The organism is Allobosea sp. GW822-FHT03F07, from assembly GCF_058801345.1.
On record NZ_JBXAND010000001.1, the window covers coordinates 39,160 to 52,927 of the forward strand.

General features: G+C 67.0%; 15 protein-coding genes and 1 pseudogene. 3 read left to right on the forward strand and 13 right to left on the reverse strand.

What is annotated here, in order from left to right; all coding sequences use genetic code 11:
* Window positions 1-39: 39 nt before the first annotated feature.
* From AC1RMY_RS00200 to AC1RMY_RS00225, 6 genes are read right to left on the reverse strand one after another with little or no spacing between them, the layout of a single operon-like run.
* Complete coding sequence (locus tag AC1RMY_RS00200; protein WP_492861925.1) at window positions 40-840, reverse strand: sugar phosphate isomerase/epimerase family protein; 801 nt, start codon at window positions 838-840, stop codon at window positions 40-42.
* A gap of 22 nt (window positions 841-862) precedes the next feature.
* On the reverse strand, window positions 863-1,708 hold the full coding sequence (locus tag AC1RMY_RS00205; RefSeq protein WP_492861926.1) for a shikimate dehydrogenase family protein: 846 nt from the start codon (window positions 1,706-1,708) through the stop codon (window positions 863-865).
* 28 nt (window positions 1,709-1,736) lie between these two features.
* Window positions 1,737-2,420, reverse strand: a complete 684-nt coding sequence (locus AC1RMY_RS00210; protein ID WP_492861927.1) for a hypothetical protein — start codon at window positions 2,418-2,420, stop codon at window positions 1,737-1,739.
* 56 nt (window positions 2,421-2,476) lie between these two features.
* On the reverse strand, window positions 2,477-3,352 hold the full coding sequence (locus AC1RMY_RS00215; RefSeq protein ID WP_492861928.1) for an intradiol ring-cleavage dioxygenase: 876 nt from the start codon (window positions 3,350-3,352) through the stop codon (window positions 2,477-2,479).
* 29 nt (window positions 3,353-3,381) lie between these two features.
* Window positions 3,382-4,458 carry a maleylacetate reductase gene (locus tag AC1RMY_RS00220; RefSeq protein WP_492861929.1) on the reverse strand — a complete coding sequence of 359 codons (1,077 nt, stop codon included), beginning with the start codon at window positions 4,456-4,458 and terminating at the stop codon, window positions 3,382-3,384.
* Between the two features lie 7 nt (window positions 4,459-4,465).
* Complete coding sequence (locus AC1RMY_RS00225; protein WP_492861930.1) at window positions 4,466-5,095, reverse strand: nuclear transport factor 2 family protein; 630 nt, start codon at window positions 5,093-5,095, stop codon at window positions 4,466-4,468.
* Between the two features lie 77 nt (window positions 5,096-5,172).
* Here AC1RMY_RS00225 and AC1RMY_RS00230 point away from each other — a divergent pair, with 77 nt between their 5' ends.
* Both AC1RMY_RS00230 and AC1RMY_RS00235 read left to right on the forward strand, forming a co-directional pair.
* The gene (locus tag AC1RMY_RS00230) at window positions 5,173-5,988 is read left to right on the forward strand and encodes a sugar phosphate isomerase/epimerase family protein (protein WP_492861931.1); all 816 of its coding nucleotides are present in this window, start codon (window positions 5,173-5,175) and stop codon (window positions 5,986-5,988) included.
* 66 nt (window positions 5,989-6,054) lie between these two features.
* Window positions 6,055-6,846, forward strand: a complete 792-nt coding sequence (locus AC1RMY_RS00235; protein WP_492861932.1) for an IclR family transcriptional regulator — start codon at window positions 6,055-6,057, stop codon at window positions 6,844-6,846.
* 59 nt (window positions 6,847-6,905) lie between these two features.
* Here the strand turns inward: AC1RMY_RS00235 and AC1RMY_RS00240 are convergent, their stop codons facing one another.
* From AC1RMY_RS00240 to AC1RMY_RS00270, 7 genes and pseudogenes are all read right to left on the reverse strand, one after another.
* A complete protein-coding gene (locus AC1RMY_RS00240) occupies window positions 6,906-7,637 on the reverse strand; it encodes an amino acid ABC transporter ATP-binding protein (RefSeq protein ID WP_492863526.1) in 732 nt (243 codons plus the stop codon).
* 54 nt (window positions 7,638-7,691) lie between these two features.
* Entirely contained in the window at window positions 7,692-8,525 is an 834-nt protein-coding gene (locus tag AC1RMY_RS00245; RefSeq protein ID WP_492861933.1) for a transporter substrate-binding domain-containing protein, read from the reverse strand.
* A 49-nt stretch (window positions 8,526-8,574) separates the two neighbouring features.
* Window positions 8,575-9,216, reverse strand: a complete 642-nt coding sequence (locus AC1RMY_RS00250; protein ID WP_492861934.1) for an amino acid ABC transporter permease — start codon at window positions 9,214-9,216, stop codon at window positions 8,575-8,577.
* 7 nt (window positions 9,217-9,223) lie between these two features.
* Complete coding sequence (locus tag AC1RMY_RS00255; RefSeq protein WP_492861935.1) at window positions 9,224-9,892, reverse strand: amino acid ABC transporter permease; 669 nt, start codon at window positions 9,890-9,892, stop codon at window positions 9,224-9,226.
* 118 nt (window positions 9,893-10,010) lie between these two features.
* Window positions 10,011-10,474: pseudogene (gene aroQ / locus AC1RMY_RS00260) on the reverse strand (type II 3-dehydroquinate dehydratase).
* 2 nt (window positions 10,475-10,476) lie between these two features.
* Window positions 10,477-11,571 (reverse strand): Gfo/Idh/MocA family protein, encoded by a 1,095-nt coding sequence (locus AC1RMY_RS00265; RefSeq protein ID WP_492861936.1) that lies wholly within the window; start codon window positions 11,569-11,571, stop codon window positions 10,477-10,479.
* Between the two features lie 4 nt (window positions 11,572-11,575).
* Window positions 11,576-12,430: a sugar phosphate isomerase/epimerase family protein gene (locus AC1RMY_RS00270; RefSeq protein ID WP_492861937.1), complete on the reverse strand. Its 855-nt coding sequence runs from the start codon at window positions 12,428-12,430 to the stop codon at window positions 11,576-11,578.
* 249 nt (window positions 12,431-12,679) lie between these two features.
* Between AC1RMY_RS00270 and AC1RMY_RS00275 the strand changes: the two genes are divergently transcribed.
* Entirely contained in the window at window positions 12,680-13,345 is a 666-nt protein-coding gene (locus AC1RMY_RS00275; RefSeq protein WP_492861938.1) for a TetR/AcrR family transcriptional regulator, read from the forward strand.
* The last annotated feature ends 423 nt before the right edge of the window (window positions 13,346-13,768 follow it).

Consider the following 13,768-nt stretch of genomic DNA (forward strand, 5'->3'; position numbering starts at 1 on the left):
CTCCTCCGGTTGGTTCTGGTTGTTGCCGCGTCTTCTTGCTCAGGCTCCCCAGGCCTCGATCGTGGCTTTCGTGTCGGGCAAGGTGTCGCGCGAGATCACCTCGATGATCGCGACGCCGCCGAAATCGATCTCTTCCAAAGCTGCTCGAACCCGGTCGAAGCGGACCGTGCCGAGCCCGGCGCGATCGTGCTTCCAGGAGGTTCGCGTCGCGTCGGAGAGGTGAACCTGCGCCAGCATCGGCTGCAGCCGCCTGATCGCTTCGGCCTGGTCCTCGCCGATGAACTCGGCATTGGCGACGTCGTAGGCGACGAGCAGCCGGGCGTGACCGAAGGCTTCGACAAAGGCGACCATGGCTTCGGCCGTGGCGATCGCGGTCTGGGGATGGGTTTCCAGCAGCAGGTCCTGGCCGGTCTCGTCGGCGACCTTCAGCAGAGCCGCGATGCTGTCGCCGAGCCAGGACAGCGTGTCGTCGCGGCGTGGCGGCAGCAGGCCGGAGACACGGCCGGGCACCGTGACCACGCCGCGACCGCCGAGATCGGCCGAGAGCCGCAGCGCGTCGGCATAGCGCCCGATAGCATAGTCCCGCACCTCGGGAAGGCAGCTACCGAGGTTGAAATCGAGCGCCGGCAGGTTCATCGACTCGACCCGCAACCCGTCCTGCGCGAGGTCCTGCCGCAGGCGGCGGCGAGCCGCACCGTCCAGCTCGTCCGGCCACAAATGGCCGGGCGCCATGATGACGTCGAACTCCCGCAGCCCGAGCCCGCCGATCCGCCGCATCGTCGCCAGTGCCGGCTCGCTCCACATGAAGGAAAAGGTCGTTCCGCCCAGTCTGATGCCCATCGGCGTTTCCCCTCGTCCCGCGCTAGCCGCGCACCGCCGCAGCGACGCGTTTTGCCGTCGCGGCGCTGAAGTCGTGGTCGCCGAGGCCGAGATGGGCGGCCATCGCCGCGAGCTGGTGATCCATCATCCCGGTGCCGTCGATCGTCCGGCAGCCGATCGCAGCGGCCCGGCGGAGCAGCTCGGTCTCGTGTACGATGACGTCGGCGACGATGCTGCCGGGCGCGATGCGCGCGGCGTCGACAGGAAGCGGATCATCGTCCTTCATGCCGACGGGCGAGGCATTGACCACGAGTTCGAAGCCGTCGGGATCGGGCGCGCCGGCCCGTGCCGGCCAGCCGAGCGCCACGAGCCGTTCGGCCAGGCTCTCGCTGCGTGCGGTGTCGCGATCATGGAGGACGAGCTCGGAGACCCCGGCTTCCGCCAGAGAGAAGGCGATCGCGGTGCCGACGCCGCCGGTCCCGACGAGCAATGTCCGCCGCCCCGCCGGATCGGCGCCGTTCGTCTTGAGGTTCTCGACGAAGCCGATGCCGTCGACGATATCACCGAGCCAGCCGCCATCGGGGCGAATGCCGATGAAATTGACGGAGCGGACGATGCGCGCCCGCTCCGTCAGGTCATCGACGAGATCGACGCTCGCCGGCTTGTGCGGGATGGTGACAATCATCCCCGCAAGGTTCCGCAGGCGACGCATCCCGGCGAAGAAGGCCGGCAGGTCCGCCGGCGCGACATGATATGGCAGGCACAGCAGGTTGAGGCCGTGCAGGTGGAACAGGCCGGTCCAGACCTCGGGCGCCCGCACCTGCGCGATCGGATCGCCAACGATGCCGAGGATGCGGGTCGCGCCATCGACGACGGGGCGTCTGCTCATGGCGATGGTGTCTTGCGTCATGGCGCGATCAACCCGTCGGCTCGAGGCAGAAGGCCATGTCGTAGACGGCCGTTTCCGCCGGATTGACGCTCAGTCGTTTCGCCTTGAGCTGGGCGGTGATCTCCGGCATCAGCGCCTCGAGCTCGCGGCGGCCGACGGCGTCGACCAGGACGACGGCGTCGAAGACATTGTCCCTGGTCATGCCGCGCAGCTCGGTCTCGCGGGTCTTGGCGCCGGTGACGTCCGGTCGGGCCGTGCCGAGATGGACCGCGTTGACGCCCTCGAGCGCCAGAAGCTCGTCGGCGAGCGCAGGAGCCAGCGTGCGGAAGGCGTCGGCATCGATGCCCTCGAAGGGCACGCGGAAGGTCGCCATCGCGCCGCCGACGCCGCGCCCGACCGAGACGGCGATGTCGCAGGCCGAGCGGATGAAGTTGAAGAAGGTCGGCTGCGTCCTGAGCGTCCAGGGCGTCGGATTGTTCAGGCGGGCGAGGTAGTCGGGTGCGCCGAAGGTGGCGAGGCTCTCGCCCTCGTAGAGGGTCAGATAACGATGCCGGTCACGGGCCCAGTCGACGCCGCGGCGGCCGCGCAGGAAGCCCGGCACGCCGAGCCGTTCCGGCATGTGCTCGCGCGTGTGCCAGAGATGGTAGTCGCTCTCCCCCTCCGCCCGGATGTCGTGCCAGACGATCATGAAGGCCTTGCCCCTGAGCGGCATCGAATGTCTCTCCTCTGGATGTGCCTCGGCGATGCGTTGCCGGCAAAGTTACCGGATCAGGCCGTGCGCGGCTGCGGCGCCAGGACGAAGTCGTAGTGAAGGTGGCGATAGGGTCGCTCGACCCGCGTGCCGTCAGACGCGGTGCCCGCCGGCATCTCGGCAAAGGGACGGATCAGCGAGTCCTTGACGCCGAAGACCACGTCGGAATCGAGATAGGCGTCGCCCTCGACGAAGACATGGGTGACGAGCTGCTCATGCGCCGGCGCCGCGATCATGAAATGGACATGCGCCGGCCGGTAGGGATGGCGCCCCTGCGCCGCCAGCATCTCGCCGACCGGCCCGTCATTGGGAATCGGATAGGCGGCCGGCATGATCGTCCAGAAGTGAAAGGCGCCGTCCTTCGCCGACCTGAGCCGGGCGCGCATGGCGAGGCCGTGGTCCTCGTCGAGCTGCTGGACGTCGTAATAGCCGTCGCCGTCGGAATGCCAGACATCGACCGCTGCGTCGGCCAGGGGCAACCCGTCTGCTGCGCTGACCGAGCCGGTGACGAGCAGCGGCACGCCCTCCAGCCCGGGCGAGATATTGGCGCCGAGCGGCAGTTCGGGCGGCTCCTGCACATAGAACGGGCCGAGCACCGTGGTTTCCGTCGCGCCGCCCGGCAGGCGATGGTTGAGGGCGTCGACCAGCATGGAAACGCCGAGCGCGTCCGAGAGCAGGATGAACTCCTGCCGGTTGGCGTCGCACATGTGCCCGGTGCGGGTCAGGAAGGCGATCGCCTGTGACCACTCCTCCTGGGTGGGCTCGATCTCGCGCACGAAGTCGTGGAGATGGCGCACCAAGGCATCGCTGATCTGGCGCGCGCGCGGATCGCTCGCCTGTCCGACCCGCTGGCAGACCGCGGCCGTGATCGAGCGCTCGTCGAAATTCCTCACGCTGTCCTCCCTGGCATCATCGTCGTCGCTCAGCCTTGCGGCGCGTCCCCGGCCCAGGCGCGCGCGATCAGGCCGTGAATGGCGTCGCGCTCCAGGGGGCGAGGGTTCGGGTACGGGTTGCGGGTCACGATCTCGGTCGCCTGCTCGATGCCGCTCTCAGGCATGCCGAGATCGCGTAGGGCGCGGGGAGCGCCGAGCCGCCGCGCGAGATCGTGGACGCCCGTCGCCGCCTCATCGGCGCCGAGGGCGCGTGCGATGCGCTGCATGGCCTCCGGTGCGCTCGCCGCGTTGTAGGCGATGGCGTGCGGTAGGATGACGGTGTGGGTCTCGGCATGCGGCAGGTCGAAGGCGCCGCCCAGCACATGGCAGAGCTTGTGATGCAGCGCCATGCCGACCGCCCCGAGGCAGGCGCCGCAGAGCCAGGCGCCGTACAATGCGTCGGAGCGGGCTCGCAGTTGCGACGGCTCGCGCATGATCGACGGCAGCGCACGCGCCAGCGCTCCGATGCCCTCTTCCGCCATGAGCGAGACGATCGGATTGCCGTCCGGCGCATAGAGCGCCTCGACCGCATGGGCGATCGCGTTGATGCCGGAGGTCGCCGAGAGCTCCGGCGGCAGGGTCAGCGTCAGCTCGACATCGTAGATCACCGTCTCCGGCAGTATCTTCGGGCTGCGCTGCGTCGTCTTCAGCCCATCGCTCGTCTCGCCGAGGATCGGCGTCATCTCGGAGCCGGCATAGGTCGTCGGCACGACGATCTGCGGCAGGTCGCTGCGCAGGGCGATGGCCTTGCCGAGCCCGATGGTCGAGCCGCCACCGACGGCGACGACACCATCGACGCCGAGCGCCGCGACCTCGGCCATGGCGCGCTCGGTCACCGCAACCGGCGTATGCATGACCGCTCCGGCGAAGACCCCGGCAGCGCGCGCGCCGAGCGACGCCGCCAGCCGCTCGGCTTCGCCTTGCTGGGCCGGTGTCGCCAAGACGAGGACGCGCTCGAGACCGAGCCGCTCGACCTCTTCGCCCAGCCGCGCGAGCGTGCCGGCTCCGAAGATCACGCGGGCCGGAAGCGGCTCGTAGACGAAGGGCCGGATGGCGACGCTCGTCATCTTGGCCTCAGCTCGCCAGCGCCGCAGGCTGGTCGGCCGGCGCACCTTTCAGCCAGCCGGCACCGCGGGCATAGAGCGCCTCGACCTCGCGGCCGATCAGCCCGGGCATGTCGGGCTTGACCTTGTAACCGATACGGGTCTGCAGATAGGCGAGATGGCGATAGCCTTCCGGAAAGCGCAGCAGCAGCTCGCGGTCGAGCGCGAGTGCGGCGGACGGATCGACCGGATCGATCCGGTCCTTCTCGTAGATCGGCTGGCGCAGCACGATGCCCCAGCGCCCGTCGCGCTTCTCGAGGAAGTCGTAGAAGCGGCCGGTGCAGACGACGTCGCAGACGACGCCGTCGACCTCGGCGCGCTGGCTGATCGTCATCTTCGTCTGGGAGATCGCCCGCGCGCCTGCGACGTCGACCGCGATGCCGCCGAGGAAATGCAGGATGCGGACGCCGCGTTCGAAACCCTCGCGGCTGACGCGAATGAACTCGTCGCCGGTGCCCTGGAACCAGGTCGCCATCATCCGCCCCTCCGGGTGCCAGACGGCCCGGAAACGCTCCCAGTCGCCGGCGTCGCGCCAGACCACCCAGTTCTCGAGGAGCTCGCGGATGGCGCGCCGGTCGGCCTCGTCGCTCGCTGCGGTCATCTCCGGTCTCCATGTTTGTTCATTTACAGAAACTAGTTTTATATGGCGATCAAATGATGTCAACGAGGACCTGCCAAATGAGATCGATCTCGCTCGCACATCTCACGGTGATCGATGCCGATCCGCTGACGCTGATCGATGCCGGCGCGGTCGGCGGCTTCGACGCGATCGGCCTGCGCATCGTGCCGCCGCTTCCGGGGGATAGGATCGTCCCGGTCGTCGGCGACATCCCGCAGCAGCGCAGCATCAAGGAGCGACTCGCCGCGACCGGTCTGCGCATTCTCGATATCGAGGCGATCTGGCTGTCGCCGCAGACACAGGTCGACGATCTGCAGCCCGCTCTGGACGTCGGGGCCGAACTCGGGGCGCGCTACGTGCTGACCGTCGGCTTCGATGCCGAGCCGGCTCGGCTCATCGACAACTTCGGGCGCTTGTGCGCGCAGGCGAACGCGCGCGGGCTACGGCCGATGCTGGAATTCATCCCCTATGCGACGATCGCCGATCTCGGCAGCGCCTATGAGCTGCTGCGGCAGGCGGCGCCCGAGGATGCCGGACTCCTGGTCGATGCGCTGCATCTCAGCCGTTCGGGCGGCAGTCCAGCCGACATAGCCCGCTACGACTCCGGCCTGTTCTCCTATATCCATCTCTGCGATGCCCCGGCCTTGCCTCCTCCGGCCGCCGGACTCCGTGCCGAGGCGCGCGGCGAGCGGCTCTATCCGGGGCTCGGAGAGCTTTGGCTCGACGCTTTCCTCGACGCCTTCGCCCCCGATACGCCGGTCGGGATCGAAGCGCCCTCCGCCGCCTTTGCCACGCTGCCTCCGGCAGAACGCGCCCGGCACGCCGGCGAAGCCACGCGGCGGCTGCTCGCGCGGAACGCCGCCGAGCGACGCTGATCCCCCGCTTCCCCACAGGCGGCGGGCTTGCTAACCTGTTCACACTGATGAACAGAGGGGCTGGCATTGAAACACGAAGGGCTGAACGAGGATGCGCGCAGTGCCGTCAAATCGGCCGACCGGCTGCTCGACCTGTTCGAACTGCTGGCGCGCTTCAATGGCGGCCTGTCGCACACCGCGATCACGGAGGCGCTCGGCATCCCGAAAAGCAGCCTGACCCAGCTCCTCAAGACCGCGACGGGGCGCGGCTACGTGGCCTATTCGGCTGCCGGCAAGAGCTACCGCCTCGGCGAGCGCTTCACCAGCATGGCGCGCCTGACCTCGCGCCGGCAGGACCTCGTCGGCCTGGCGCAGCCGGTGCTGGAGCGGATCACCGCGCAGACCGGCGAATCCTCGGCACTCAACATGCTCAAGGGCAACGAGGCCGAGGTGGTGGCGACGGTCAGTTCCTCGCAGCGGCTGGTTTCCCATATGCGGCTCGGGGACCTGGCGCCGCTCTATGCAACCTCCGGCGGCAAGATCATTCTCGCCCATATGTCCGAGAGCCGGCGGAATGAGTACCTGGACGGCGTCAGCTTCCAGCCGATCACGGCCAACACCTTGTCCTCGGCGGCAGAGCTGCGTCGGCAGCTCGATAAGGTCCTGCGGGAGGGCATCGCCTATTCCCTCGAGGAGTTCACCCCGGGCATCATCGGATTGGCGAAGGCCGTGCTGGGCGAGGACGGGGAGGCGCTCGGCTCTCTCAACGTCGCGCTCCCGGCGGTCCGCTATAATCCGCGGGCGGAGGCCCTGATCACAGACGCGCTAGACGAAGCCGTGGCGACGCTACGCCGCCAGCTCGCAAGCACGGGCGGATAGCACGACCTCCCCCCGGCGCGCCGCGTGACAGCTTGCCCAGGCGCCGCCCGATGTCGCCCTCAGTGCTTGCTGAGGATTTCGCCGAGGAACTTCCGCGTCCGCTCATGGCGCGGGTTGTGGAAGAACTCCTCGGGCGGCGCCTGCTCGACGATGGCGCCGGAGGCCATGAAGATGACGCGGTTCGCCACCTGCCGGGCGAAGCCCATCTCATGGGTGACGCAGATCATGGTCAAGCCCTCTTCGGCGAGGCCGATCATGGTGTCGAGCACCTCCTTGACCATCTCGGGATCGAGCGCCGAGGTCGGTTCGTCGAACAGCATGACCTTGGGCTTCATGCAGAGCGCCCGCGCGATGGCGACGCGCTGCTGCTGGCCGCCCGAGAGCTGAGCCGGATATTTCTCGGCCTGTTCCAGTATCTTGACCCGGCCAAGGAACTTGCGGGCGGTGGCCTCGGCCTCCGCCTTGCTCGCGCCGAGCGAGCGCATCGGCGCCAGCATGCAGTTCGCCAGCACGGTCATGTGCGGAAACAGGTTGAAATGCTGGAAGACCATGCCGACCTCGCGGCGGACCGCGTCGATGGTCTTCGCGTCGTCTCCGAGCCTCGTGCCGCCGACCCTGATCTCGCCCTTCTGGTAAGTCTCCAGGTGGTTGATGCAGCGGATCAGCGTCGACTTGCCCGAGCCCGACGGTCCGCAAAGCACGATGCGCTCGCCTTTGCGGACCGAAAGGTTGATGTCGGACAGGGCCTGGAACTCGCCATACCATTTGTTCACGCCTTGCATCGTGATCATCCGCGTCTCCGCGTTGGCGGCTTCTTCGGTCATGGCGGGCCCCCCACGATCTCGTCAGCTAGCGACGAACGGGATGTCCGGGACGCTGTCCGGGAACGTCGGCAGCGGGTTCTTCATCCATTTCGGATAGATCTTGGCCAGCTCGCCATTGGCCTTGATCTTGTCGATGAAGGCGTTGACCGTCGCGTTGATCTCCTTTTCGCCGAGGCGAGTGCAGGCGCCGTTGTAGAGCGTGGTGAACTGGAGCTTGTTCTCGTACACGCCGGGCTTCGTCTCCTCGAGCCGCGGGATGTAGAAGATGTTGCCGCCGACGGCCTGGACCTGGCCGGAGAGGAGCGCCTGGATCGCCGGCGCATCGCCGTCATAGCGGCGGATCGTGGTGCCGGGAGGGGCCGTGCGCGTGACATCGCTGTCCTGCACGCTGCCGCGCGCGACGCCGATCGTATACTTGCCCATATCGGCATGCGTCTTCACCTCGACATCCTTCGGCGCGATGAAGGTGATGACGTTGGCGGCATAGGGCTTCGAGAACTGCACGGCCTTGGCGCGCTCGGGCAGCATCGCCATGGTCGCGAACAGCACATCGACGCGGCCGGAGGTCAGCGCCGGGATGCGGTTGGCGACGGCGAGCTGCACGAACTCGACGGGAACGCCGAGTTCTTTCGCGAAGAGTTCGGAGATATCGGCGTCGAGACCGTCCTGCTTACCGGCGCTGGTGACGAAACCCCACGGCGGGTTGTCGCCCTGGATGCCGATGATGACCTTGCCGCGCTTCTTGATCTCGTCTGGCGTCACGGCGAGCGCTTTCCTCGAGATGAGCGCCGGCATCGCCAGCGCGGCGGCACCTGCAATGAGGACATTGCGGCGGGTGGTCTTGATCCTCGTCATGCTTCTCTCCCTTTTCGTGTTTGGTTGGTTCAGGCGGTGAACGGGGGTGTCAGCGCGCGGCGATGGCCATGCGACGCTCCAGATGCGAGCCGTAGAGCGAGAGCGGCCAGCACAGCAGGAAGTAGAGGATGCCGACGATCCCGAAGACGAGGAGCGGCTGGAAGATCTGGTTGGAGACGATGTTGCCGGCCCGCGTCAGCTCGGTGAAGCCGACGATGGCGGCGAGCGAGGTGCCCTTGATCAACTGGACCAGGAAGCCGATCGTCGCCGGCAGCGAGATGCGGATCGCCTGAGGCAGGATGACGTCGCGCATCCGCGACACGTAATTCAGGCTCAGCGCCTTGGCGGCCTCGGTCTGGCCCCTCGGCACGGCCTCGATCGAGCCGCGCCAGATCTCGCCGAGATAGGCGCTGGCGTGGAGCGTGAAGCCGATCGCGACCGCGACCCAGGCATCGAGCTTCAGCCCGACCAGGGCGAGCCCGTAATAGACCACGAAGAGCTGCATCAGCAGCGGCGTGCCTTGGAAGACGGCGATATAGCCCGCCGTGATCCGCTCCATCAGCGGCCGGCCGGAGACCCGCATCAGCGCGATGGCGAGCCCGAACACGCCGCCGCCGACGAAGCCGACCAGCGAGAGCAGCACGGTCCATTTCAGGCCGGTGAGCAGGAAGAGGAATTCGTTCGATCCCATCGCACCCTCACTTCACCGGATAGCTGAAGTAGCGGGCCGAGATCGCGTCGAAGAAGCGCATCATCACCCAGGAGATCACGAGGTAGAACAGCGTGATCGTGCCGTAGACCTCGAAGGAGCGGAAACTGTCGGACTCGATCCGCTGCGCCACCGAGGTCAGTTCATAGGCCGAGATCGCCGAGGCGACGCTCGTGGTCAGCGTCAGCAGCACGAACTGGCTGGTGAGCGAGGGGAAGATCGCCCGGAGCGCCGGCTTGAGCACGATCAGGCGGAAGACCTGGGCCTTGTGCAGCCCGAGCGCCAGTCCCGCCTCGATCTGGCCCTTGCCGATCGACTGCACGCCGCCGCGGATGATCTCGATGGCATAGGCGCCGCCATTGATGCCGAGCGCGATGATCGCGGTCGGCGTCGGGTCGAGCTTCACGCCGATCAGCGGCAGGGCAAAGTAGATGAAGAAGATCTGGACCAGGAAGGGCGTGTTGCGGATCAGCTCGACGAAGGCCTTCACCAGCCAGCGCACCGGGGCGATCTTCGAGTCGCGCAGGACGACGCCACTGATGCCGATGACGATGGCCAGCGCCATGCCGCACAAGGCGAGCAGGAAGGTGCCGAGGCAGCCCATCAAGAGATCGGACAGCCCATCGATCACCGGCGTGAAATCGAGCTTGTAGTTCATGGCTCCTCCCCAGCGGCCGACCTTCTCAAAGGGGTCGATCCGAATTCATTGGCCTAGCCGCTCCCGCGGGCGCTTTGTCCTCGGTTCCGACGTTGCAGCCGGCATTTGCCGGCGCGCTTTAGGCGCGCATTTGGGTGGCGACCGATTTTGCCTGCAAGCGCGCTGCTGCTTCGATCGCCAAGTCGTAGCCATCCGAGCCGAGGCCGCAGATCACGCCGGTCGCGGCGAAGGCAATGTAGGAATGGTGCCGGAACGCCTCCCGCCGGTGCACATTGGCGATATGCAGTTCGATGATCGGCCCGGCAAAAGTCTTGAGCGCATCGTGGATCGCGATCGAGGTATGGGTCAGGGCGCCGGCATTGATGACGATCGCATCGGCCTCGTGCCGCGCCTGATGGATCCAGTCGACGATCTGCCCCTCATGGTTGGATTGCCGGAACACCAGCCCGTGGCGCAGCCCCGCATCAGTTCCGCGGCAGCGCTCCTCAATGTCGGCCAGCGTCTCGTAGCCGTAGATGTGCGCGGCTCGCGCTCGCCCAACAGATTGAGGTTCGGCCCGTTGAGTACGTAGATCGGCTTCAGACTCATGATGCCCTCCGCTGTTCGTCGGATTGGGAGCGGAGCAGGGTCGAGTAGCGATCGCGCAGGTCGATCCGCTGGCCCGTCGCGGCAGCTTCGGCGACGGCGAGCGTCGCCAGCAGCGTGCGCGCCCCGTCCTCGACCGGCTGCAGGGAGGCAGCCGTGCCGCGGACCACGTCGCGGAAATGATCGAGCTGGGCGATGTAGGGATCGAGCGTCGGGGCATGGATCCGCCGGGCCTCGATCGGTTGGTTCCAGTCCGGAGCGCCGCCGCCGGCCTGCGTCCACTGCACCAGGTTTGGAAATTCGAGCGCGCCGCGGCTGCCCATGAAGCGGTAGCTGCTCTCGCCGCTGAACGGAAACTCCGGGGATTCCCCGACACCCTGCTCGGTCGTCCAGGGCGAGACGGCGCTGTCGCTGACGAAGAAGGTTCCGACCGCCCCGTTCTCGAACTCGATCAGCACGCCGGCCGTGTCCTCGACGGCAAAGCCGCGCTGACGGTTCGAGACGACGGCGCTGACCGAGACGATCTCGCCGACCGAGAAACGCAGGAAATCGATCTCGTGGATCAGGTTGATCAGCACGGGCCCGCCGCCGGCCTGCGTCCGCCATGGCGCGATCTTGAAATAGGGATCCGGCTTGTACACCGACCAGATAGCGGAGACACCGACGAGATCGCCGATCCGGCGCTCCACCAGCAGCGACCGCAAGGCCGCGACCTGGCGATGGTGGCGACGGTGATGACCGACCAGCGATTGGGTGCCGGCCGCTCGGATCGTATCGATCAGCGCGTTCGCCGACTCCAGGGTGTCCGTGACCGGCTTCTCGATCAGGATGTGGATGCCGCGACGGGCGCATTCGATGCCGGTCTCGGCATGAAGCTGATTGGGCGAGGCGATGATGACGGCGCTCGGCCTGGCCTCGTCGAGCATTGCGCGATAATCGGCGAAGACGCGCGCGCCCGGATTCTGCGCTGCGACCGGCTCGACATTGACGTCGGCGATCCCGACCAGGTCGAAATCGGGATGCTCCGCGATCTTCGCCAGGTGCTTGCGTCCGATCAGCCCGGCGCCGATCACGCCGATTGCGATGTTCGTCATGCTCTCACTGATTCCTGTGTTCTGGGGCGGCGTACGTGTTGCCGACCGCGGACGCCTCACGCGCCGGCAAGGCATCAAGCAACCGCCGCGTCGCGGTGTAAGCGCTCACGATGCGCGAGCGCGCATCGAGCCCGCGCATCGGCAGCTCGACGCTGAGCGTCGCATCGGCCGGCAAAGCCCGGACCAGAGCGGCGAGCGGCAAGGAACCCTTTCCCGGAGGCAGGCGTCCTTCTCGGGCTTCGGCGATGGCGTCTTCGTCGGTTGCCGGCCGGGCCGGAACCGCGTCGCAGAGCTGGGCGGCACGCAGAAAATCCGGCGGCAGGGCTGCCAGATCGCCGGGAACTCCACCCGAGCGGCTGAGGTGCAGCGCGTCCATCAGTACGGCGCCGTTGGGCCTGCCCGCCTGGCGCACGATCGCCTCGGCCTGCGCCACGGTCCCGACCACGCGCCAGCGCATGAACTCCAAGTCGACCCGCAGGCCGAACTCGCCGGCGAGGTCGCACAGCGCAGCAAAGCTGGCGACCAGGCGCTGGCGATCGGCATCATCGCCGGAGACGGTGACCGCTCTCGCGCCCAGATCGGCCCCTGCTTCGAACAACGGTGCGAAGGAGGCGATGTCGAGCCCGGGCGTCAACTGGATGAATTCGATCTCGTTCAGGCGCACGCCTTCCGAAGCGAGGATCGCGCGCAATTCGCGCTGCGCCCATGATCCGGCCCGGATCGGATAGGCGACGCCGCCCGTCATGGCCGGATGGGCGCGCACGCCTATGGAGGCAAAGCCGGCACGCGCCGCCTCTCGCGCCAGTTCCGGTGGCGGCAGCTCCAGCGCTGTCAGGTGCGCGAGGCCGAGCGCGGTCATCGGGCCGCGAACTTTGCCGGGGCGACAGGCCAGGCGGCGAGCCGAAATCGTGGCCCAGCAATCCGCAAGGACGAGCCGACACGCGTGAGCTGACCGGATGCCGCGATCGCCATGGGCGTCATTTCCCTATAATTAACCTATAGGATAGTTGTCGGTTAATTAATCGGTGGGATAATTGCTGTCAAGCGTCTTCCAAATCGGTTATGAAGGACGGGCACCATTCTCGGGGCAGGCAGCCGGTATTGCGGGATGACAACAGACAGCACGCACGCGCCCGCGAACGCCAAACCCGGGGTGCGTGGCCGCGACCGCGAAAGAACGAAAGCCGAGATCCTGCGGATCGCCTTCGAGGAATTCGCCGAGAACGGGCTCCTGGGCGCCAACGCCGACGCGATCGCTGCACGGGCCGGGATCACCAAACGGCTGATCTTCTACTATTTCAACTCGAAGGAAGAGCTGTTCACCGCGGTGTTGGAGATGGCTTACGGCAAGATGCGCCTGGCGGAGGAGAGCCTGCATCTCGATGCGCTCGAACCAGAGGCCGCGATTCGCCGGCTCGCCGAATTCACCTTCGATTTTCACCAGGCCAATCCGGAATTCGTCCGGCTCGTCGCGATCGAGAACATCCATCGCGGCCGGCACGTCCATAGCAGCGAGACGCTCAAGCAGATGACACGGCCGGTCATTGGCCAAATCGAGCGCATTCTGGCCAAGGGCAAGGCTCTGGGCGCGATCAGGCCGGGGATCGACGCCCACGAACTCCATGCCACGTTGAACGCCCTATCGATCTTCTCTGTCGCCAACCGGCACACCTTCGAGGCGCAGTTCCGCTGGGACATGACGTCGCCCGGCGCGACGGCCCGCCGCCGGGCGGAGATCACCGAGGTGCTGTGGCGCTATGTGCGCGGAGACTAGGCGTCAACGCTTCCCGCTCAAGGAGCGGGGGGCGCTTGATCGCTGATTTTTGGCGTGTCAGAAAAGTCCAGTTTTGCCCTCCGCTGAACCGCCATATGCACGCCCGAGGGCGGACCCTGTCAGCGTCTGAAACGGGCCAAACATACGCCTGCCGCCAGTCACTGAGCTGCACTGCCTGAAAGCGGCCCTTCCCAACGTCCGCAAGGCGACATTATCCAAGCTCAGAAACGGTGGATTCGTGGGCTCGGACGCTGCCTTAGCGGTTGCGGCGGCCCGCGTCCTCACGCTGTTCTGCGACTGGCGGGACTTAGACGCACTGCCGGCGAAAACGAGCCCGGGTGACAATCTGAATGCGCTACGGTGACAAATTTTGCCCTCGGGTGACAAACTCTCTGCTACCCGACAAGAAACCATCAAGAGCGG